Here is a 21,057-nt window from a genome sequence, read left to right on the forward strand (position 1 = left end):
ATGTCGCGTTGCCTGGAAACTCAAGATATATCGCGGATCGCTACTCGTCCTCGTCGTCGTCGAGCCGCGCCAGCCACGTCGCCAGCCGCTCCACGGGCGTCTCGAACTCCGGGTTCAGGTCGACGAACTCGCGCAGCCGCTCGCCCAGCCAGGTGAGGCTGACCTCCTCCTCGCCACGCCGCGAAACGAGCTCCTCGATCCCCCTGTCGGTGAAGTACATGGTTGAAGAGTCTAGGGCCGGAAAACGGCGAAGGCCCCGCCGGAGCGGGGCCTTGACCTGGTGACTCGATCAGCCGAAGAGCTGGTGCAGGATCTCTTCGAGCTCCCGGTCGTGGGCGGCGTGCGAGCCGGCCGCGGGGGAGCTGTTGGGCGTACGGCTCACGCGGCGCGGGCTGCGGCCACCGAACAGGTCGGGGTTCTCGGCCAGCTTGAGCGTGAGGTACGGCCACGGCCCCATGTTGACCGGCTCGTCCTGCGCCCAGACCAGCTCGACGCCGGACCCGTAGCGAGCGAGCTCGGCGTCGAGCTCCTCCTGCGGGAACGGGTAGAGCCGCTCCAGGCGGACGATCGCCACGTCCTGGCGGCCGGCCTTGTCGCGGCCCTGCACCAGGTCGTAGTAGAGCTTGCCGGAGACCATCACGACCTTGGTCACCTGGGCCGGGTCGACGGTGGTGTCACCGATGACCGGCTGGAAGGTGCCCTGCGTGAAGTCGGCCGCCTTGGAGGTCGCCAGCTTGTGCCGCAGCAGCGACTTGGGCGTGAAGACCACCAGCGGCTTGTGCCGGCCCGACTCGACCTGCCAGCGCAGCAGGTGGAAGTAGTTGGCCGGCGTGGTCGGCTGGGCGACGGTCATGTTGTCGAGGGCGCAGACCTGCAGGAAGCGCTCGATGCGGGCGCTGGAGTGGTCGGGGCCCTGACCCTCGTAGCCGTGCGGCAGGAGCAGGACGACGCCCGACTTCTGGCCCCACTTCTGCTCGCCCGAGGAGATGAACTCGTCGATGATCGTCTGGGCGCCGTTGACGAAGTCGCCGAACTGCGCCTCCCACGCCACCAGGGCGTCGGGACGCACGGTGCTGTAGCCGTACTCGAAGCCCAGCGCCGCGAACTCGCTCAGCAGCGAGTCGTAGACGTAGAACTTCGTGGTGCCCTGGTTGAAGGCCTTGAGCGGGGTGTGCTCGGCGCCGGTGACCCGGTCGACCAGCACGGCGTGGCGCTGGACGAAGGTGCCCCGGCGGGAGTCCTGGCCGACCAGGCGGACCGGGTGGCCGTCGATCAGCAGGGAGCCGAAGGCGATGGTCTCGCCCATGGCCCAGTCGATCTGGTCCTGCTCGACCATCGGGCCGCGGCGCTGGATGATCGGGCCCAGCCGCGGGTGGACGGTGAAGCCCTCGGGCAGGTTGAGCTGGGTGTCGACGATGCGCTTGAGCGTCTCGTCGGAGATCGCCGTGGGCGTGTCGGTGTGCGACCACTTGACGACCTCGGTCGGCGGCACGCGCAGCTCGCCGCTGCTCTCCTGCGGCTTCTTGGCCGCCTCGCGGACCTCGGTGAAGGCCTGCTCCAGCTTGGCCTGGTAGTCGCGCAGCGCCTGCTCGGCCTCTTCGACCGTGATGTCGCCGCGGCCGATCAGGGCCTCGGTGTAGAGCTTACGGGTGGAGCGCTTGGCGTCGATGATGTCGTACATCAGCGGCTGCGTGTAGGCGGGGTTGTCGCCCTCGTTGTGGCCACGGCGCCGGTAGCAGATCATGTCGATCACGACGTCCTTGCGGAACGCCTGCCGGTATTCGAAGGCCAGCTTGCCCACGCGCACGACGGCCTCGGGGTCGTCGCCGTTGACGTGGAAGATCGGCGCCTGGATCATCCGGGCGACGTCGGTGGCGTAGACGCTCGACCGCGAGGAGGCGGGCGAGGTGGTGAAGCCCACCTGGTTGTTGACCACCACGTGCACGGTGCCGCCGGTGCGGTAGCCGCGAAGCTGCGACAGGTTGAGCGTCTCGGCCACGACGCCCTGGCCGGCGAAGGCCGCGTCGCCGTGGACCAGGATCGGCAGGACGGTGAAGCCCTCCTCGCCGCGCTCCAGGAGGTCCTGCTTGGCGCGGACGACGCCCTCCAGCACCGGGTCGACCGCCTCCAGGTGGGAGGGGTTGGCGACCACGGAGGCCGTGATGGCCTTGCCGCTGTGGCCGGAGAACTCGCCGGTGGCGCCGAGGTGGTACTTCACGTCGCCGGAGCCGTGCGCGGTGCGGGGGTCGATGTTGCCCTCGAACTCGCCGAAGATCTGGGCGTAGGACTTGCCCACGATGTTGGCCAGCACGTTGAGGCGGCCCCGATGGGCCATGCCGATGACGACCTCGTCGAGCGCGTCGTCGGCGGCGGCGTCGATCACCGAGTCGAGCAGCGGGATGAGCGACTCGCCGCCCTCCAGCGAGAAGCGCTTCTGGCCGACGAACTTCGTCTGCAGGAAGGTCTCGAAGGCCTCGGCGGTGTTGAGCCGGCCCAGGATGTGGAGCTGCTCGGCGCGGTCGGGGGCCTTGTACGGCTTCTCCACCCGCGCCTGGATCCAGGCCCGCTCCTCGGGGTTCTGGATGTGCATGTACTCGATGCCGATGGTGCGGCAGTAGGAGTCGCGCAGCACGCCCAGGATCTCGCGCAGCTTGGCCAGCGGCTTGCCGCCGAACCCGCCGGTGGCGAACTCGCGCTCCAGGTCCCACAGCGTCAGGCCGTGCGACTGGATGTCGAGGTCGGGGTGCTTGCGCTGCTTGTACTCCAGCGGGTCGGTCTCGGCCATGAGGTGGCCGCGGACCCGGTAGGCGTGGATCAGCTCGATGACCCGGGCGGACTTGGCCACGTCGTCGTCGTGGGAGGCCGAGATGTCCTGGACCCAGCGGACCGGCTCGTACGGGATGCGGAGCGACTCGAAGATCTCGTCGTAGAAGCCGTCCTCGCCCAGCAGCAGCCGGTGGATCGTGCGCAGGAAGTCGCCCGACTGGGCGCCCTGGATGATCCGGTGGTCGTAGGTGCTGGTGAGCGTCATGACCTTGGAGACGGCCAGGCGGCTCAGCGTGTCGGGGGAGGCGCCCTGGTACTCGGCCGGGTACTCCATCGCCCCGACGCCGATGATCGTGCCCTGTCCGGGCATGAGGCGCGGGACGGAGTGCACGGTGCCGATCGTGCCGGGGTTGGTCAGCGAGATCGTGGTGCCCTGGAAGTCGTCGACGCCGAGCTTGCCGGCGCGCGCCTTGCGGACCACGTCCTCGTAGGCCATCCAGAACTGGCGGAAGTCCATGTCGTCGGCGCCCTTGATGGAGGGCACGAGGAGCTGGCGGTCGCCGTTGCTCTTCTGGACGTCGATCGCCAGGCCGAAGCCGACGTGCTCGGGCTTGACCAGCGTGGGCTTGCCCTCGACCTCGGCGTAGGAGTAGTTCATCTCCGGCATCGCCCGGAGCGCCTTGACGATGGCGTAGCCGATCAGGTGGGTGAAGGAGACCTTGCCGCCGCGACCGCGCTTCAGGTGATTGTTGATCACGATGCGGTTGTCGATGAGCAGCTTGGCCGGGATCGCCCGGACGCTCGTCGCGGTCGGGACCGACAGCGACAGGTCCATGTTCGCCGCGGTGCGCGCTGCGGCGCCCCGGAGCTTGACCTCTTCAGCGCCGGCCGGGATCGGCGTGCTCACCTTCGGCTTCTCCACGGTTGTAGGAGCGGGAGCCGGAGCGGGCGCGGTGGTCACCGGGCCGTTCGCCGCCTCCCTGACCGGGGGTCGGCCCGGTCCGTAGTCAGGGTTGTAGTCAGCGAAGAAGTTCCACCAAGCCTTGTCGACCGACTCGGGGTCCTGGAGATACTTCTGGTACAGCTCGTCGACAAGCCACTCGTTTTGCCCAAAGCTTGCCAGCGGGTTTGTCCGCGACGACTCAGACGACACGGCGGAAATCGCCCTCTTCCGCAGATCGGCGTTGATGTTAGAGAACCTGTCCAAGGCTACTCGCCCGAACTGGCAGGATGCGCCCGAGGAACGTGCCGACCTCGATCCGCCCCCTCAGGACGATCCAAAGTGGTCACGCGCCCCTAGTCAATCCGGGTGGTGCAGCCATTGTCACCATTCGGTATCAACATCGGAAACCCGTGTTTAGTTCCCCGAGGTGATGAGTCTGGTGACGATCCGGACGTCGGGGGACAGCTTGCTCAGGAGGTCGGCCAGCTCCTCGCCGGCTTCCTTCAGCTCCTCCATCGACAGCGGTTCGAGCCGCTCCAGGAGGAAGAGCGCGTCGGTGGTCTCCTCGGTGATCCGGGTGCGGGCGACCTGACGCCAGTTCCAGCGGCGGCAGGTGACGCCGACGTCGTCGCGCCAGATGACCTCGCCCGGCTCGGGGGTACCCAGGGCCTCCTCGGAGGCCTCCTCGCCGGTGGCGACGACCAGCCGGGCGGCGCCCTCGTAGTGGCCGAGGTCCTCGCCGCCGATCGGCAGGCAGTGCTTGACGCTGATGGAGTTGTAGGCGTCGACCACCTGGTTGATCTCCGGCAGCGGCAGCCGGCGGGTGAGCGCGTCGACGCTGGGCCGGGTGCGGGAGGGCTTGGCGCCGAAGGTCTTGTACGCCTCGCGCCAGGACTCGATCTTCTCGGCCTGCACGGGGCGGGCCGAGGCCTCCTCCAGCCAGGCGCGGGAGCGCTCGTCGGTGGGGCCGTTGCGCAGGCCGTACGCGGTGATGGCCAGGCAGGCGAAGTCGGGCCGGAGCTGGAAGATCGCCTCGTCCACGCGGATGTCGTCAAGCATGCTTCCAGGTTAGAGCTCCGAACTATCGCAGAATACTCTTTGCAAAATTGTCTTTGCGGTTTACTCTGGGGTCATGGAGCACCAGTACCTGATCAGTGACCCCCAGGTGTTGAAGGTCGTCGCGCACCCGCTGCGGGTGCGCCTGCTCGGCCTGCTGCGCGCCGAGGGCCCGGCCACCGCCAGCCAGCTCGGCCGCAAGGTGGACGAGAGCTCCGGCTCGACCAGCTACCACCTGCGCGAGCTGGCCAAGTACGGCTTCATCGAGGAGGACCCCTCGGAAGACGGCCGCGAGCGCCGCTGGCGGGCCCGTCACCAGTTCACCTCCTGGGACCCGGCGCAGATGTCGGCCACCCCCGAAGGGCGTGAGGCTGTCGCGATCATGGAGGCCCGTCAGCTCGACGGCCTGGCCCGCGCGATGCGGGAACACCGCGACACCGACTGGCCGCCGGAGTGGCGGGCCACGCCCGGGATGTCGGACTTCTTCGCCTACCTCAATCCCGAGGGCGTCCAGCGGCTCTTCGACCGGATCGCGGAGATCAAGGAGGAACTGGAACGGGACTACGCCGAGGGCGCCGAGCAGGTCAGCGTCTACATCGCCGCCTACCCGCGCCGGATGGGCGGTGATCCGTCGTGAACCCGCGCCGCCGCTACGGCCTGGTGAGCTTCCTGCTCTGGTTCCCGGTGGCGCTCTCCATCCCGGTGAGCGTGCTGCTGATGACCTCGCGCGGGCTGAGCCTGGCGCAGGTCGGCCTGGTCATGACCGTCTTCTCGGTCGTCACGCTGAGCCTGGAGCTGCCCACCGGCGGCCTGTCCGACGTGATCGGCCGCCGCCGGGTGCTGGCCGCCTCGGCCGCCTTCGCCGTCGCGGCCTTCCTGCTGACGGCCGTCGCGCAGGACATCTGGGCGTTCACCGCCGCGATCGTGCTCAAGGCCGTCGCCCGCGCGCTGTCCAGCGGCCCGGCCGAGGCGTGGTACGTCGACACCCTGCACGCCGTCGAGGGGCCGGAGGCCGATCTGCGGCCCGGGCTGGCGCTGGGCAACTCGATGGGCTCGCTGGCCCTGTGTCTGGGCGTCGGGCTGGGCGGCCTGGTGCCGCTGCTGGCGCCGGGCGAGGACTCCGCGGTGCTGGCCGTACCGGTGCTGCTCGCCGCGGGGGCCGCGCTCGTCCTGCTGGTCACCGTGCTGTTCGCGCTGCCCGAGCCGCCGCACCCGCGCCGGTCGGCGGCCGCGGTGCTGCGCGAGGTGCCCGCCACGGTGGTCTCCGGCGTACGGCTGGCCGCCCGCGGCCCGGTGCTGCGGCGGCTGGTGGCCTACTCGGTGGTGAACGGCGTCGCCCTCACCTCGGTCGAGCTGCTCACCCCCGGCCGGCTGGCCGAGCTGGCCGGGGCGGCGGGACTGGGCAGCACCTTCTACGCGGTCGTGGCCGCGCTGGGCTTCGCCGGGAGCGCCGCCGGGGCGGCCCTCGCGCCCTGGGCGGGCCGGCTGCTCGGCGGGAGCGGCGCGGGGGTGCGCGGCGTGCTGACCGGCGCGCTGATCGCCTGCTGCGCGCTGTCGGCGCTCGCCCTGACCGCGCACCTGGACGGGACCGCCGGACTGGTGAGCGCGTCGGGCGCTTACGTCGTGCTCTTCGTCGGGCTCAGCCTGGCCGGGTTGTTCGTGCAGGAGATGACGCACCACGCGGTCACCGCCGAGCAGCGCAGCACGGTGACCTCGGTCAACTCGCTGTCGCTGCAGGCCGGGGGCGCGCTGGTGAACATCCCGCTGGGCGCGCTGGCCGCGGCGCAGGGGGTGGCCGCGTCCTGGGCGGTCGCCGCGGGCCTGCTGCTGGTCTCGCTGCTGCTCTTCGTCCGGATGCCGGCGGCACGTGCGGCAGAACATGATTCTGTAACAATGGGTGGATGACGAAGTTCGTGGTGACCCCGGCCAGCGAGACCCAGCGAGCCGCGTGGCTGGGCGGCGAACTGCCCGCGGTGGAGAAGGTCCGCCCCGGCCTGTGGTCCATCCCGGTGCCGATCCCGATCAACCCGCTGCGGTACGTCCTGGTCTACGCCCTGGAGTTGCCGGACGGCGTGGCGATCATCGACGCCGGCTGGAACACCGACGAGGCGTTCGGCGCGCTGTGCGCCGGGCTCGCCGTCGCCGGCTACGAGATCACCGACGTCAAGGGCGTGCTGGTCACGCACATCCACCCCGACCACTACGGGCTCGCCGGGCGCATCCGGGAGGTGTCGGGTGCCTGGATCGCCCTCCACCCGGCCGACGCCGGGCTGCTGCGGGAGCGGTACGACGACGAGTTCATCGAGTCGCTGGTGGCGCGGGAACGCGCCCTGCTGGTCCGGTCCGGCGTGCCGGGGGAGACGCTCGACGAGCTGGCCGGGGCGTCGATGATGATCAGGCACATGGTCTCCACGGCGTTGCCCGACCGGCTGATCGAGGACGGCGAGCAGGTCGGCCTGGCCGGCTGGGACCTGCGCGCGATCTGGACGCCGGGGCACTCGCCCGGCCACCTCTGCTTCGTCTCGCCGGGGCGGCGGCTGCTGTTCTCCGGCGACCACGTGCTGGCGAAGATCACGCCGATCGTCGCCGTGCACCCGCAGTCGGGGCCCAACCCGCTGGCCGACTACCTCGAGTCGCTGGCCGCGGTGCGCCGCTTCGAGGTGGACGAGGTGCTGCCCGCGCACGAGTACCGGTTCCTGGAGCTGGCCGAGCGGGTGGACTACGTGATGGCCCACCACGAGGAGCGGCTGGCGGAGATCGAGAAGGTCGTCGCCGACACCGGCGGGGCCGACTGCTGGACGATCGCCACCCGGCTCACCTGGTCGCGGCCGTGGGAGACGATCCCGGCGTTCATGCGGCGCGCGGCCAACAACGAGACGCTGGCGCACCTGGCGTGGCTGGAGGCTCGGGGCCGGGTCCGGCATCAGGCCGGTGACGTGGACATCTGGTATTCCATGGAAAGCTAGTAGGAAATGTTGACTTAACGGTCCCCGTTTCGTAGCGTCGTGGGCATGAGCGAGGTTCACCCCCGGCGCGGGCCGCACGCCGCGCGGGCATACGGGCTGGAGGCCGCATGAGTCTCGTCACCGTCGTCGGCAACCCGCGGGCCGGTTCCCGCACCCGCGAGGTCGCGCACCGCGCCGCCGACGCCCTGGCCGCGCGCCTCGGCTACGCCGGGCCGCGCGACACCGTCGACCTGTCCGCGCTGGCGGGGGTGGTGCTCTCGCCCGGCGCGCACCCGGCCCTGGAGATCGCCCTCGAACTGGTCGCCGAGGCCGAGATCGCGATCTACGCCAGCCCCACCTACAAGGCCAGCTACACCGGACTGCTCAAGGCCTTCCTCGACCGGCTGCCGGGCGACGCGCTGGCCGGGCAGAGCGCGCTGCCGCTGCTGGTCATGGCCGACCCCAAGCACTCCCTGGCCGTCGAGACCCACTTCCGTCCCCTGCTGGTCGAGCTCGGCGCGCACGTGCCCACCCCCGGGCTCGCCGTGGCCGAGTCGCGGCTGGCCGACCCCGCCCTGCTCGACGACTGGGCCGCCCGCGTCGCCCCGCAGATCCAGGCGGGAGCGGTGCTGCGATGACCGTCACCGTCGACCGCGACACCTTCCGCAGCGCCCTGGCCCAGCACGCCAGCGGCGTGGTGATCGTCACGGCGCTCTCCGAGAACGTGCCGGTCGGGCTCACGGCCACGTCCTTCTCCTCCGCGAGCCTCGCCCCGCCGCTCGTGCAGTTCTCCATCGACCGCGACTCCACGACCTGGCCGTGGCTCCGGCTGGCCGACCACTTCGCGGTCAACGTGCTGGCGGGTGACCAGGCGGGGCTGGCCACCCGGTTCGCCCGGCGCGGCATCGACCGCTTCGGCGGGCCCACCCGGTGGCGGCCCGGCCGGTTCGGGGCGCCGCTGCTGGCCGGGGCCGCCGCCCACCTCGTCTGCCGGCCGCACGCCAACCATGACATCGGCGACCACGTGCTGGTGGTCGGGGAGGTCATCGAGGCCGAGATCCACCCGGCCCGGCCGCTGCTCTACCACCGCGGGCGCTTCGGACACTTCCGGGAGAACCCGCTTTAGGTACGGCAAGCCGTACAGAAAGGGGTCAGGCCAGGCGGACGGTGCCCCGGCCGGTGGGCAGGGGCAGGTCGAGCAGCGTGTGGATGCCCGGCGGGGCCGCGACGACCGCGGGCACCGAGTTGACGGCGTGCGCCGCCGCCGCGGCCAGGCCGTGGGAGACCTCCTCCACCTTGAGGGTCATCTGCGGCACCCCCTCGATGTGGATGGTGAAGCCGGGCTCGGCCCAGCGCTCGACCTTGGTGGAGTCGGCCTTGTAGACGCACTCGATGGTCATGAAGGGCCGCCCGCGGACCAGCCCGGAGAAGATCCACCGGGAGGCGCACACCGTGCCCTCGCGGACGAGCCCGGCGGCGATCTCGAACTCCTCGGTGGCGAGTTCGAACTCGTCGGTCTCCTCGACCTCGTCGAGGGTGACGCCGAGCGCGTCGGCGACGAGCTCGACGCTCTCGGCGAAGAGAGCGCGCTGGAAGGCGCGGTAGGGGCGCACCGCGGCGGTGTAGTCCTTGGCCGAGCGGGTGAAGCCGATCAGGTCGACGACGATCTGCCGCGAGGGGTGGCCGCGGAAGTCGGAGGACTCGCGCACGTAGAGGTGGTCGATGCGGCTCGACAGGCCGGTGAGGGCGAGCGGCAGGTAGTCGCTCATGAAGCCCGGGTTGATGCCGGTGCCGTGCAGCGAGCTGCCGCCCCGGGCGCAGGCGGCCTCGATACGTTCCACGACGGCCGCGCCGTACGACTTGGGGTAGACGAAGCCGGTGGTGGTGATGACGTTCTTGCCGCTGGCCAGCAGCGCGCAGATGGTCTCGAGGTCGTTGTGCAGGTGGCCGCCGAAGTAGGAGGCGGGCAGCGGCATGTGCAGGACGCAGTCGGCGTCGAGGGCGAGGATCTGTTCGAGGTCGTCGGTGCAGGCGACCCCGGCGCGCGGCATCCCGAGCATCTCGCCGGCGTCGGCGCCGATCTTGTCGGGGTCGTAGACGAGGACGCCGGCCAGTTCGAGATCGGACCGGGCCAGGATGTCACGCAGGGCATATCGGCCCACGGCGCCAGTTGCCCACTGGACCACGCGGAAGGGCATAAGTCCTCCAGCCCCGACGGGGGTAAAGGGGCGCGCCCGCCCCTTTGCGGGGGTCCAGAACTCTAGCAGAGAAAGAGGTGCCCGATCACTATCCGCAACGATCAGGGCCCGTACTAGAATGATGTTCTCTTTCGGCACGGGCTTCGGAGGGTTGCATGTTGCGGTTCGAGGACAAGGTCGCGATCGTCACCGGCGGTGGGCACGGCCTGGGCAGGGCGCACGCGCTGCTGCTGGCCGAGCGGGGCGCGAAGGTGGTCGTCAACGACCTCGGCGGCGCGCTGGACGGCACGGGAGCCTCGGCCGGCCCGGCCGCCGAGGTGGTCGAGCTGATCAGGAAGAACGGCGGCGAAGCGATCGCCAACCCCGACAACGTGGCCTCGCCGCAGGGCGCCGAGGCCATCGTCCAGGCCGCGATCGACGCCTTCGGCCGGGTCGACATCGTCATCAACAACGCGGGCATCCTGCGCGACAAGTCGTTCGGCAAGATGACGGTCGAGGAGTTCGACTCGGTGCTCGCCGTGCACGTGCGCGGCTCCTACCTGGTCAGCCGGGCCGCCTACCCCTACCTCAAGGAGCAGGGCTACGGCCGGATCGTCAACACCTCCAGCCCGGCCGGCCTGTTCGGCAACTTCGGCCAGGCCAACTACTCCACCGCCAAGATGGGCCTGGTCGGCCTCACCAAGACCCTGGCCATCGAGGGCGCGCGCAACGGGATCAAGGCCAACGCCATCGCGCCGATCGCCTGGACCCGGATGACCGAGTCGCTGCTGCCGGCCGAGTTCGAGAGCAGGTTCACCCCCGAGCGGGTCTCCGCGCTGGTCGCCTACCTCGCGCACGAGGACTGCGCGGCCTCGGGCGAGGTCTTCTCGGTGGGCGGCGGCCGGATCGCCCGGGTCTTCGTGGCCGAGGGACCGGGCGCGCGGGCCGAGTCGCCCGAGGACATCGCCGCAGGCTGGGAGGCGATCATGGCCGAGCAGCCCTACGTGCTCACCGCCGCCGACTCGATGAAGGCGATGCTCTGATCGTGACCGGCTTACTCCAACGATCGACATAAGTCTGGCGGATATCCGCGAAAGATCCCTTGATTAGGCCATAAATGTGCCGTTATGGTCGCGGCATGAGCCTCACCTCAGGGGAGGAACGTCCGCTGCCCGGCTCGGCCGGCGACGTTCTGACACTGATCAGCGCGGGTTCCGCCACCACGCGATCGGATCTGGCCAGGATCACCGGACTGGCCAGATCCACCATCGCCCAGCGGGTGGACGCGCTGATCGAATGCGGACTGGTGGAGGAGACGCAGGGCGGCGAGTCCACCGGCGGCCGCCCCCCGCGCCAGCTCCGCCTGCACACCGAGGAGAACGCGGTGGCGGGCGTCGACCTGGGCGCCACCCACTGCCGCATCACCGTCATGGACCTGACCGGCGAGGTCGTCGCCGGTCACCAGGAGCCGCTGAGCATCGCCGAGGGCCCCGAGGTGATCCTGCCCCACGTCGAGCGGCGCGTCAGCGAACTGCTGGCGAGCGTGGGACGCTCGCGCGAGTCGCTCAAAGCGATGGGCATCGGCGTGCCGGGCCCGGTGGAGTTCGCCACCGGCCGGCCCAACAACCCGCCGATCATGCCCGGCTGGAACGACTACCCCATCCCGGAGTTCTTCGCCGGCACCGCCGTACTGGTGGACAACGACGTCAACGTGATGGCGCTCGGCGAGCACCGCAACGCCTTCCCGCACCTGGATTACCTGCTGTTCGTCAAGGTCGGCACCGGCATCGGCTGCGGCATCGTGGCCGAGGGCCGGCTGCACCGCGGCGCGCAGGGCTCGGCCGGCGACATCGGGCACATCCGGGTGAGCGGCCACGAGGACGCCGGCTGCCGCTGCGGCAACAGCGCCTGCCTGGAAGCCGTCGCCGGCGGCGCGGCCATCGCGCGCCGGCTGAGCGAGCTGGGGCTGGACGCCGAATCGGGCGCCGACGTGGTGGCGCTCGTGCAGAGCGGCAACACCCAGGCGCTGCGCCTGGTCCGAGAGGGCGGCCGGCTGATCGGCGAGGTCCTGGCCGGGCTGGTCAACTTCTTCAACCCCGAGGCCATCGTCATCGGCGGCGTGCTGGCGAGGGTCCACGACCACCTGCTCGCCGGCATCAGGGAGACCGTCTACCGGCGGTCGCTGCCGCTGGCCACGCACCACCTGACCATCGTGCCGAGCCGTACCGGGGAGGACGCGGCGGCGCTGGGCGCCGGCATCCTCGCGATCGAGCACTACCTGTCACCGGGAAACGTCAACCGCCTCGTCAACGCCTAGGACAGAGCATGGCTGAGCTGTTACGCATGCGGGGGATCGTCAAGGAGTTCCCGGGGGTCAGGGCACTGGACGGGGTGGACCTCGAGGTCCGCGCCGGCGAGGTGCACTGCCTGCTCGGGCAGAACGGAGCGGGCAAGTCCACGCTGATCAAGATCCTGGCCGGCGTGCACCGCCCCGACCAGGGCGAGATCGTCTTCCAGGGCGAGCCGATCAGCCCCGCCAACCCGCACCAGGCGCTCCGGCTGGGATTCGCCACCATCTATCAGGAACTGGACCTGGTCGACGGGCTCAGCGTGGCCGAGAACATCTTCCTCGGCCACGAGCACGCCCGCTTCGGCTTCACCCGGCGCGGCCACGCCGCAAGGGCGGCCACGGAGGTGCTGAGCAAGCTGGGCCACCCCGAGATCCGCCCCACCACCGAGGTGGGCCGGCTGCCGGCCGCCGCCAAGCAGGTGGTCAGCATGGCCCGCGCGCTCTCGCACGACGCCCGGCTGATCGTCATGGACGAGCCCTCGGCGGCCCTGGCCCACGACGAGGTGGCCAACCTCTTCCGGATCATCGGGGAGCTGACCGAGCAGGGCGTGGCCGTGGTCTACATCTCCCACCGGCTGGAGGAGATCCGCGAGATCGGCGACCGCGTCACGGTGCTCAAGGACGGCCGGACCGTCGCCGTCGGCCTGCCCGCCGACACCCCGACCGGCGAGCTGGTCTCGCTGATGACCGGGCGCACCATGGAGTACGTCTTCCCGCCGCGCGGCGCCGGGCCGCCGGGCGAGGAGGTCCTGCGGGTCGAGGACCTGACCGGCCCCGGCGTGTCGTTCTCGGTGCGGGCGGGCGAGATCGTCGGCCTGGCCGGGCTGGTCGGTTCCGGCCGCTCGGAGATCCTCCAGGCGGTGTACGGCGCGCGCCGCCCGCACGGCCGCGTGCACTTCGAGGGCCGCCCCTTACGGCGGAGCGGCCCGCAGCACGCCGTGCGCCTGGGCATGGGCCTGGCCCCCGAAGAGCGCAAGAGCCAGGCACTGCTCCTCGACCAGAGCGTCACCGCCAACATCACCCTGGGCAGCCTGCCGGAGTTCGCCAGGTTCGGCTGGCTGGACCGCGCCCGCGAGCGCGCCGAGGCCGACCGGCTGACCGACGCCCTCGGCATCCGCCCGGCCGACCCCGAACGCCCGATCAAGACGTTGTCCGGCGGCAACCAGCAGAAGGCGGTCCTGGCCCGCTGGCTGCTCGGCTCACGCAAGCTGCTGCTGCTCGACGAGCCGACGCGCGGCGTGGACGTCGGCGCGCGGGCCGAGCTGTACGCGGTGATCAGGCAACTGGCCGACCAGGGCATCGGCGTGCTCCTGGTCTCCAGCGAGGTGCCCGAGGTGCTCGGCCTGGCCGACCGGGTGCTGGTGATCCGGGAGGGCGAGCTGATCCACGAGGGCGCCGCGACCGACCTGGACGAGCACGCCGTCCTCGACATGATCATGGAAGGGAGTGCGCGGGCATGAACGCCAGGCGCGTCTTCGCCGACCTGGGGCAAGCCAGGCATCTCGGACTGGTCGTCGCGATCGTCCTGCTGGCCGTCGTCGGCCTCGTCACCGTCCCGGACAGCTTCGCCACCACCTCCAACCTGGTCAGCATCCTGTCGCTGGCGGCCACCATCGGCGTCATCACGGTCGGCGCGACCTTCGTGATCATCGGCGGCGGCATCGACCTGTCGGTCGGCGCGATCATGGCCCTGGCCTCGGTCTGGGCCACCACGCTGGCGACCCAGACCTTCGGGCAGGACGTCCTCGAGCTGGAGGGCTCCGGGCCGGTCGTCATGGTCATCTGCGCCGTCCTGGTGGGCACCGGCGCGGGACTGGTCAACGGGCTGCTGATCTCCTACGGCCGGCTCGTGCCCTTCATCGCCACCCTGGCGATGCTGGTCGCCGCCCGCGGCCTGGCCCAGCGCATGTCCGACCGCAAGACCCAGCTCGTCCACCCCGACAACTCCGCCCTGGTCGAGCTGTCCACCACCCGGCTGCTGGGCATCCCGCTGCTGGTCTACATCTTCGCGCTGGTCGTGGCGGTCGGCTGGGTCGTGCTCAACCGCACCACCTTCGGCCGCCGCACCTACGCCGTCGGCGGCAACCCGGAGGCCGCCCGGCTGGCGGGCATCAACGTCAGGCGGCACACGATGCTGCTCTACGCGCTGTCGGGACTGTGCTGCGGCATCGCCGCGGTACTGATCATGGCGCGGACCACCACGGGCTCCTCCACCCACGGAGACCTCTACGAGCTGGACGCGATCGCCGCGGTCATCATTGGCGGCACGCTGCTGACCGGGGGACGGGGAACCATCATCGGCTCGATCCTCGGGCTGCTGATCTTCACTTTGATCACCAACCTCTTCATCCTCAACGGGCTCAACACCAGCGATCAGCTGATCGCCAAGGGTCTGATCATCGTCATCGCCGTCCTTCTCCAGCGGCGGAACCTCAAGGAGCGGTCACCATGAAAGAGAACGTCGCGCGCAGGGGCTTCCTGGTCGGCGGAGCCGTACTCGGCGCCGGAGCCTTAGTCTCGGCCTGCACCAGCAACGAGCCCGCCGCCCAGCCGCAACCGGCGCAGAACACCACCGCGCCGGCCGCCGCCGCCACCGGCAACGACCAGCCGGGCCAGAAGGTCGTCATCGGCTTCTCCGCCCCCGCGGCCGACCACGGCTGGATCGCGGCCATCGCCAAGAACGCCGAGGCGACCGCGAAGCAGTACCCCGACATCGAGTTCAAGCCGGTCGAGCCGACCAACGACATCAACGCGCAGATCTCGGCCGTCGAGTCGCTCATCCAGGCGAAGGTCGCCGCGCTGGTCCTGCTGCCCAACGACGGCCAGCAGCTCAACCAGGTGGCGCTGCAGGCCACCGCCGCCGGCATCCCGGTGATCAACCTGGACCGGATCTTCCCCGACAAGCTCGCCTACCGCACCTGGATCGGCGGCGACAACTACGGCATGGGCGTGGCCGCCGGGCACTACGTCGGCAAGAAGCTCAAGGACAAGGGCGTCACCAACCCGGTGATCGTCGAGATCCAGGGCATCGCCACGCTGCCGCTGACCCAGGACCGCAGCAAGGGCTTCGAGGACGCGCTCAAGACCTACGGCTTCAGCGTCACCGCCAAGCAGGACGCCAAGTTCACCGTCGAGACGGGCAACCAGGTCGCCACCAGCCTGCTCCAGGCGCACAAGAAGATCGACGCGCTCTGGAACCACGACGACGACCAGGGCGTCGGCGTGCTGGCCGCGATCAAGGAGTCGGGGCGCAAGGAGTTCTTCATGGTCGGCGGCGCCGGTTCGGCCAACGCCATGCGGGAGATCCAGAGCGGCGGCTCGGTGCTGGAGGCGACCGTCACCTACAGTCCCACCATGGCCTCCTCCGCGATCAAGCTCGCGCGGCTGATCGCGCAGGGCAAGGGGATGAGCGACCTGGTGGAAAACCAGGTTCCGCAGTCAATCACCCTCGCATCCGAGACCATTACCAAGGACAACGTCGAGAAGTACCTGCCTCTGGGGTTCGAATCTTGATGACTGACAGGACGCTGGGCGTGGGGATGGTGGGTTACGCGTTTATGGGGCGCGTGCACTCCCAGGCCTGGCGCAACGTGACCGCCTTCTTCGACCTGCCCGTGGCCCCCGCGATGCGGGTGGTCTGCGGGCGGTCGGAGGAGGCGGCCCGGGCCGCGGCCGACCGCCTGGGCTGGGCCGAGCACGCCACCGACTGGCGCTCGCTGATCGAGCGCGACGACATCGACATCATCGACATCTGCACGCCCGGCGACTCCCACGCCGAGATCGCCGTCGCGGCCCTGGCCGCCGGCAAGCACGTGCTGTGCGAGAAGCCGCTGGCCAACACGGTGGCCGAGGCCGAGGCCATGGTCGAGGCGGCGGCTAAGTCGGCCGGCCGGTCGATGGTCGCCTTCAACTACCGGCGCGTCCCGGCCGTCGCCCTCGCCCGGCGGATCATCGCCGACGGGCGGCTGGGCGAGATCCGGCACGTGCGCGCGCAGTACCTCCAGGACTGGATCGTCGACCCCGACTTCCCGCTGGTCTGGCGGCTGCAGAAGGACCTCGCCGGGTCCGGGGCGCTCGGCGACATCGGCGCCCACATCATCGACACCGCCCAGTTCCTGGTCGGCCAGGACATCGTGGGCGTCACCGGCCTCACCGAGACCTTCGTCCGCGAACGCCCGCTGCCCGACGGCTCCGGCACCGGCCCGGTCACCGTGGACGACGCCGCCGCCTGGGTCGCCCGGCTGTCGGGCGGGGCGCTGGGCACCTTCGAGGCCACCCGCTTCGCCACCGGGCGCAAGAACGCCCTGCGCATCGAGGTCAACGGCTCGCTCGGCTCGCTCGCCTTCGACTTCGAGGCGATGAACGAGCTGTGGGTGAACGAGGGCCAGGGCTTCGCCCGGGTCCTGGTCACCGAGCCCGAGCACCCGTACGTGGGCGCGTGGTGGCCGCCCGGCCACGGCCTCGGCTACGAGCACACCTTCACCCACGAGATCAAGGACTTCCTCGAAGCGATCGCCGCCGGCGCCGACCCCACCCCGTCCTTCGCCGACGGGCTGCGCGTCCAGCGGGTGCTGGAGGCGGTCGAGCAGAGCAACGGCGCCTACCGGGAGATTTCATGAGACCAGTCACGCTCTTCACCGGACAGTGGGCCGACCTGCCCTTCGACGAGGTGTGCCGGCTGGCCGCCGAGTGGGGCTACGACGGCCTGGAGATCGCCTGCTGGGGCGACCACTTTGACGTACGGCAGGCCGCCGCCGACCCCGGCTACGTCCGCGCCAAGCGGGCCCAGCTCGACAAGTACGGGCTCAAGGTCTGGGCCATCTCCAACCACCTCGTCGGCCAGGCCGTCTGCGACCACCCGATCGACGCCCGCCACCAGGGCATCCTGCCCGCGCACCTGTGGGGTGACGGAGACCCCGAGTCGGTACGGCAGGCCGCCGCCGAGGAGATGAAGACCACCGCCCGCGCCGCCGCCGCCCTGGGCGTGGACACGGTCGTCGGCTTCACCGGCTCCTCGATCTGGCACACCGTCGCGATGTTCCCGCCGGTCCCGGCCTCGATGGTCGAGGCGGGCTACCAGGACTTCGCCGACCGCTGGAACCCCATCCTCGACGTCTTCGACGAGGTCGGCGTCCGCTTCGCGCACGAGGTGCACCCCTCGGAGATCGCCTACGACTACGTCACCACGAAGCTCACCCTGGAGGCCATCGGCCACCGCCCGGCCTTCGGCCTCAACTGGGACCCCTCCCACATGGTCTGGCAGGACCTCGACCCGGTCGGCTTCATCCTCGACTTCGCCGACCGGATCTACCACGTCGACTGCAAGGACACCCGGGTGCGCGTCGGCGACGGCCGCCGGGGCCGGCTGTCGTCCCACCTGCCCTGGGCCGACCTGCGGCGAGGCTGGGACTTCGTCTCCACCGGGCGTGGCGACGTGCCCTGGGAGGACTGCTTCCGCGCGCTCAACCAGATCGGCTACACCGGGCCCATCTCGATCGAGTGGGAGGACGCCGGGATGGACCGGCTCGACGGGGCGCCCGAGGCGCTGGCCTACATCCGCAAGCTCAACGCCATCACCCCGCCGACGGCGGCCTTCGACGCGGCCTTCTCCTCCTGACCCGCACCCTCAGGGGGTGACGGGCCAGTCGCGCCGGAAGACCCGGGCCGCCTCTTCCGGGAGGTCCAGCACGATGGAGTGGTAGCTCTCGATCCGGGACACGACCGCCTCGCGGGGACCCTCCCGCCAGGCGGCGCTGCCGTAGAACGCCTCCTCCTGCTCGCGGTGCTCGTCCAGCGAGCCGGGCTGCAGGTGGTAGGTGCGGAAGTCGACAATCACAGCCGTCCTCCCGGTGATCGGGTCGCGCGACCGGCCCTACCGACCGGCTCGCCGTAGGGTCTGGGCATGCGGATGTATCTGTCCTCGTTCCGGATGGGCGAGCACCCGGAGGCGTTGCTGGACCTGCTGGACGGGCGCGCCTCGGGCGAGGTGGCCGTGATCGCCAACGCCATGGACGCCCAGCCTCCGGCGGAGCGGGTGGCGGGGGTCGAGCGGGAGGTCACGGCGCTGGCGGCGCTGGGGTTGCGGGCGGTCGAGCTCGATCTGCGCGACTTCTTCGACCGGCCGGGTAGGGCGGTGGCCGCCGAGCTCGCGCGCTTTCCGGTGGTGTGGGTGCGGGGCGGGAACGTGTTCATGTTGCGGTACGCCCTGGCGCGCAGTGGGGCCGACGCCGCGCTGACCGCGCTGATCCGGGCCGACGCGCTGGTCTATGCCGGGTACAGCGCCGGCCCGTGCGTGCTGGCGCCCAGCCTGCGCGGGCTGGAGGCGTGTGACGACGCGGAGGCCGTGCCCGCGGCGTACGGCGAGCCGGTGGTCTGGGCGGGGCTGGGGATTCTCGACTTCGCTTTCGTCCCGCACGTGGACTCCCCGGGACATCCGGAGTCGGCCGCGCTGAACGCCGTCGCGGCGGCCTACCGGCGCGACGGCGTGCCCCACCGCACGCTCCGGGACGGCCAGGCCCTGGTCGTCAGGGGCACTGAGATGTCACTGATCTGAGTACGGCTTGCCGTACGTGCTGTGGACGCGGACGGCGAGCGCCTGGTGCAGCCGGATGAAGAAGCGCAGGTCGGTCTCCGCGCCGCCGCGCAGGAAGCGGCCGAGGCAGCCGTCCAGGAGGGCGGCACGGGAGACCCGGCCGTTGGCCGACGCCCGGGGGAGCAGGGCCAGCCACGGGCCGGCCACGCGATCGGAACGTAAGGCCCGCCCGGCCCCTTCGGCCTCGAAGATCCGCGGCAGCAGGGGTGCGAACAGGGGGTCGTCGAGAGAGGGCCGGGTGCGGAGCCAGGCGGCCACCAGGGGGTCGTGCTCGGGCGGCGGTGCGCCGCAGGCCCGCAGCAGGGCCAGCGCCAGCGGGGCCGCGTTGCGGTCGTCGGCGCGGCGGATCTTCCGGGTCAGGCGGGTGGCGAGGTCGGCCTGCCAGGCGGCGGGCCGGGCGGTCAGGACGCGGATCACCGGGGCCATCTCCTCGCTCCAGTGCGCGACGAACTCCCGCCGCGTCAGCCAGGCGGCCACCGCGGCCGGGCCCGGCAGCGCGCCCGCACCCGCGACACGCAGGGCCGCGCCGTGACCGCCGATGCCGTCCCCGCCTTCGTTGTCCTCGTCTCCCCAGGCGTCCGGGTCGGCCTCGTTCAGCTCGTCGCGCAGGGCCGGCAGGTGGCGGGCGACCTCGGTGCGGCCTTCAGGGGACAAGGCGAGCACCAGGCCGGCCACGCCGTGGGGGTCGCGGGCGATGATCCGGTCGCGGATCGGGATCCAGGCCGTCATGCGCGGCACCTTACGGGTCGGTGCCGACAACTCCCGCTGGAATGAAGCGTTCCGTTCTGCTATAGTGGAATCAATCGTTCCGTTCCGCAAGGATCCGTAGGAGACATCATGACCTTCCTCGTCACCGGCGCCACCGGGACCGTCGGCCGCCTCGTCGTCGCCGAGCTGCTCGAAGCCGGTCACCAGGTGCGGGCGCTGACCCGGAACCCGGCCAAGGCCGAGCTGCCCGCGGGCGTCGAGGTCGTCGGCGGGGACCTGGGCGAGCCGGACACGCTGGCCGGGGTGTTCGACGGCGTCACCGGCGTGCACCTGATCAACTTCGCGGGCGACGACTACGCGCCCCTGCCGTACGGCAAGCGCATCGTGGAGCTGCTCGCCGAGGCGGGCGTGCGGCGGGTCACCGTCCTGGGCGGACGCGAGGACGGCGAGATGGAGGCGGCGCTCGCCGAGACCGGGATCGAGTGGACGCTGCTGCACCCGGTGGAGTTCATGTCCAACACGCTCCAGTGGTGGGCCGACAGCGTGCGCCACCAGGGCGTCATCCGGGAGCCGTTCGGCAGCCGGCTCAGCGCGATGGTGCACGAGCGCGACATCGCGGCGGTGGCGGCCAAGGTGCTGGCCGACGGCGGGCACGGCGGGCGCACCTACACGCTGACCGGTCCCGAGGCGTTGCGCACCACCGAGAAGGTCGAGCTGCTCGCCGCCGCGGTGGGCAAGGAGATCACCTTCGAGGAGCTGAGCGAGGAGCAGGCGCGGGAGATGTGGGCCGGGTTCGGCATGGGCGCGGAGACCATCGAGTTCCTGATCGACGCGCTCGGCAACACCCCGGAGGTCGGCTACACGGTGGTCCCGACCGTCGAGGAGGTCACCGGGCGGCCGGCTCGCTCGTTCGCGGTCTGGGCGCAGGAGAACGCCGCGTCCTTCCGCTGATCGGCCGCTGATCGGCCGCTGATCGGCACGACGGAAACTGTCGGCGGGCGCTCGTATGCTCGCCGGCATGGCTGAGGAACGCTTCAAGGACGGCAAACTCTCCGGCGAAGGCGACTACGCCCCTGACGGCCGGCGTCAGGGGCCGTGGACGTTCTACTACCGCAACGGGCGGGTGAAGGCCAGGGGCAGCTACCAGGCCGGCCAGCTCGTCGGGGAATGGGAGTGGTTCCGGGAGGACGGCGGGCCGCTCCAGCGCGGGGCCTTCGTCGACGGCGTCCAGGACGGGCCGTGGCGGCGCTGGCACGACACCGGGGCGGTGCTCGACGAGGGGGTCTTCGTCCTGGGGAAGAAGACCGGCGAGTGGGTCACCTACGACAAGGCCGGCAACGAGACCCAGCGCAAGACCCACCGCCTGCGAACCGCGAGCTGAGGTCGCAGGGCGGCGGGTCCTTCGGGGGACGCACGCAATGGTGGGAGTGGTTGGCGGCGGGGTTCTCAGGGGCGCACGCGGTGGTGAGGGTGGTTGGCGGCGGGGTTCTCAGGGGCGCACCCGGTGGTGATGGTGGTTG

At 71.0% G+C, this 21,057-nt stretch carries 21 protein-coding genes; 15 read left to right on the forward strand and 6 right to left on the reverse strand.

The window, feature by feature from the left end; translation table 11 throughout:
* Positions 1-40: 40 nt before the first annotated feature.
* From ACIBG7_RS22925 to ACIBG7_RS22935, 3 genes are all read right to left on the reverse strand, one after another.
* Positions 41-220, reverse strand: a complete 180-nt coding sequence (locus tag ACIBG7_RS22925) for a DUF6104 family protein (protein WP_357926846.1) — start codon at positions 218-220, stop codon at positions 41-43.
* A 69-nt stretch (positions 221-289) separates the two neighbouring features.
* Positions 290-3,919 (reverse strand): multifunctional oxoglutarate decarboxylase/oxoglutarate dehydrogenase thiamine pyrophosphate-binding subunit/dihydrolipoyllysine-residue succinyltransferase subunit, encoded by a 3,630-nt coding sequence (locus ACIBG7_RS22930; RefSeq protein ID WP_397337525.1) that lies wholly within the window; start codon positions 3,917-3,919, stop codon positions 290-292.
* A 204-nt stretch (positions 3,920-4,123) separates the two neighbouring features.
* Positions 4,124-4,768 (reverse strand): B3/4 domain-containing protein, encoded by a 645-nt coding sequence (locus ACIBG7_RS22935; protein ID WP_397337526.1) that lies wholly within the window; start codon positions 4,766-4,768, stop codon positions 4,124-4,126.
* A gap of 73 nt (positions 4,769-4,841) precedes the next feature.
* Between ACIBG7_RS22935 and ACIBG7_RS22940 the strand changes: the two genes are divergently transcribed.
* The 5 genes from ACIBG7_RS22940 to ACIBG7_RS22960 all read left to right on the forward strand — a co-directional run bounded on the left by ACIBG7_RS22940 (position 4,842) and on the right by ACIBG7_RS22960 (position 8,836).
* On the forward strand, positions 4,842-5,402 hold the full coding sequence (locus tag ACIBG7_RS22940; RefSeq protein ID WP_357926835.1) for a winged helix-turn-helix domain-containing protein: 561 nt from the start codon (positions 4,842-4,844) through the stop codon (positions 5,400-5,402).
* On the forward strand, positions 5,399-6,670 hold the full coding sequence (locus ACIBG7_RS22945) for an MFS transporter (protein WP_357926832.1): 1,272 nt from the start codon (positions 5,399-5,401) through the stop codon (positions 6,668-6,670). Before ACIBG7_RS22940 ends, ACIBG7_RS22945 begins: the two co-directional genes overlap by 4 nt.
* On the forward strand, positions 6,667-7,731 hold the full coding sequence (locus ACIBG7_RS22950; protein WP_397337527.1) for an MBL fold metallo-hydrolase: 1,065 nt from the start codon (positions 6,667-6,669) through the stop codon (positions 7,729-7,731). The genes ACIBG7_RS22945 and ACIBG7_RS22950 overlap by 4 nt, the downstream gene beginning before the upstream one ends.
* Before the next feature lie 107 nt (positions 7,732-7,838).
* Complete coding sequence (locus ACIBG7_RS22955; protein ID WP_357926828.1) at positions 7,839-8,348, forward strand: NAD(P)H-dependent oxidoreductase; 510 nt, start codon at positions 7,839-7,841, stop codon at positions 8,346-8,348.
* Positions 8,345-8,836 (forward strand): flavin reductase family protein, encoded by a 492-nt coding sequence (locus ACIBG7_RS22960; protein ID WP_357926825.1) that lies wholly within the window; start codon positions 8,345-8,347, stop codon positions 8,834-8,836. The genes ACIBG7_RS22955 and ACIBG7_RS22960 overlap by 4 nt, the downstream gene beginning before the upstream one ends.
* 25 nt (positions 8,837-8,861) lie before the next feature.
* Here the strand turns inward: ACIBG7_RS22960 and ACIBG7_RS22965 are convergent, their stop codons facing one another.
* Positions 8,862-9,872 (reverse strand): dihydrodipicolinate reductase, encoded by a 1,011-nt coding sequence (locus ACIBG7_RS22965; RefSeq protein ID WP_357926822.1) that lies wholly within the window; start codon positions 9,870-9,872, stop codon positions 8,862-8,864.
* Positions 9,873-10,063: 191 nt separating this feature from the next.
* Here ACIBG7_RS22965 and ACIBG7_RS22970 point away from each other — a divergent pair, with 191 nt between their 5' ends.
* From ACIBG7_RS22970 to ACIBG7_RS23000, 7 genes are all read left to right on the forward strand, one after another.
* Positions 10,064-10,930: an SDR family oxidoreductase gene (locus ACIBG7_RS22970; protein ID WP_357926819.1), complete on the forward strand. Its 867-nt coding sequence runs from the start codon at positions 10,064-10,066 to the stop codon at positions 10,928-10,930.
* A gap of 95 nt (positions 10,931-11,025) precedes the next feature.
* A complete protein-coding gene (locus tag ACIBG7_RS22975) occupies positions 11,026-12,204 on the forward strand; it encodes an ROK family transcriptional regulator (RefSeq protein ID WP_357926817.1) in 1,179 nt (392 codons plus the stop codon).
* An 8-nt stretch (positions 12,205-12,212) separates the two neighbouring features.
* A complete protein-coding gene (locus ACIBG7_RS22980; RefSeq protein WP_397337528.1) occupies positions 12,213-13,697 on the forward strand; it encodes a sugar ABC transporter ATP-binding protein in 1,485 nt (494 codons plus the stop codon).
* Positions 13,694-14,689 carry an ABC transporter permease gene (locus tag ACIBG7_RS22985; protein WP_357926811.1) on the forward strand — a complete coding sequence of 332 codons (996 nt, stop codon included), beginning with the start codon at positions 13,694-13,696 and terminating at the stop codon, positions 14,687-14,689. Before ACIBG7_RS22980 ends, ACIBG7_RS22985 begins: the two co-directional genes overlap by 4 nt.
* Positions 14,686-15,750 carry an ABC transporter substrate-binding protein gene (locus tag ACIBG7_RS22990; protein WP_357926808.1) on the forward strand — a complete coding sequence of 355 codons (1,065 nt, stop codon included), beginning with the start codon at positions 14,686-14,688 and terminating at the stop codon, positions 15,748-15,750. Before ACIBG7_RS22985 ends, ACIBG7_RS22990 begins: the two co-directional genes overlap by 4 nt.
* Complete coding sequence (locus tag ACIBG7_RS22995) at positions 15,750-16,856, forward strand: Gfo/Idh/MocA family protein (RefSeq protein WP_397337529.1); 1,107 nt, start codon at positions 15,750-15,752, stop codon at positions 16,854-16,856. The genes ACIBG7_RS22990 and ACIBG7_RS22995 overlap by 1 nt, the downstream gene beginning before the upstream one ends.
* The gene (locus ACIBG7_RS23000) at positions 16,853-17,854 is read left to right on the forward strand and encodes a sugar phosphate isomerase/epimerase family protein (protein WP_357926802.1); all 1,002 of its coding nucleotides are present in this window, start codon (positions 16,853-16,855) and stop codon (positions 17,852-17,854) included. Before ACIBG7_RS22995 ends, ACIBG7_RS23000 begins: the two co-directional genes overlap by 4 nt.
* A 9-nt stretch (positions 17,855-17,863) precedes the next feature.
* On the opposite strand, the gene ACIBG7_RS23005 is transcribed toward ACIBG7_RS23000, so the two are convergent.
* Positions 17,864-18,073, reverse strand: coding sequence for a hypothetical protein (locus ACIBG7_RS23005; RefSeq protein WP_397337531.1), 210 nt, complete (start codon positions 18,071-18,073; stop codon positions 17,864-17,866).
* Positions 18,074-18,139: 66 nt separating this feature from the next.
* Between ACIBG7_RS23005 and ACIBG7_RS23010 the strand changes: the two genes are divergently transcribed.
* Positions 18,140-18,790 carry a Type 1 glutamine amidotransferase-like domain-containing protein gene (locus ACIBG7_RS23010; protein ID WP_397337532.1) on the forward strand — a complete coding sequence of 217 codons (651 nt, stop codon included), beginning with the start codon at positions 18,140-18,142 and terminating at the stop codon, positions 18,788-18,790.
* Here ACIBG7_RS23010 and ACIBG7_RS23015 read toward each other — a convergent pair.
* Complete coding sequence (locus ACIBG7_RS23015; protein ID WP_397337533.1) at positions 18,779-19,558, reverse strand: hypothetical protein; 780 nt, start codon at positions 19,556-19,558, stop codon at positions 18,779-18,781. The two genes, ACIBG7_RS23010 and ACIBG7_RS23015, sit on opposite strands and share 12 nt — an antisense overlap.
* 108 nt (positions 19,559-19,666) lie before the next feature.
* Between ACIBG7_RS23015 and ACIBG7_RS23020 the strand changes: the two genes are divergently transcribed.
* A complete protein-coding gene (locus tag ACIBG7_RS23020) occupies positions 19,667-20,488 on the forward strand; it encodes an NAD(P)H-binding protein (protein WP_397337534.1) in 822 nt (273 codons plus the stop codon).
* A 67-nt stretch (positions 20,489-20,555) separates the two neighbouring features.
* Complete coding sequence (locus ACIBG7_RS23025) at positions 20,556-20,918, forward strand: toxin-antitoxin system YwqK family antitoxin (RefSeq protein WP_397337535.1); 363 nt, start codon at positions 20,556-20,558, stop codon at positions 20,916-20,918.
* The last annotated feature ends 139 nt before the right edge of the window (positions 20,919-21,057 follow it).

This window comes from Nonomuraea sp. NPDC050328 (assembly GCF_044459405.1).
In the GTDB taxonomy this organism is placed as follows: domain Bacteria; phylum Actinomycetota; class Actinomycetes; order Streptosporangiales; family Streptosporangiaceae; genus Nonomuraea.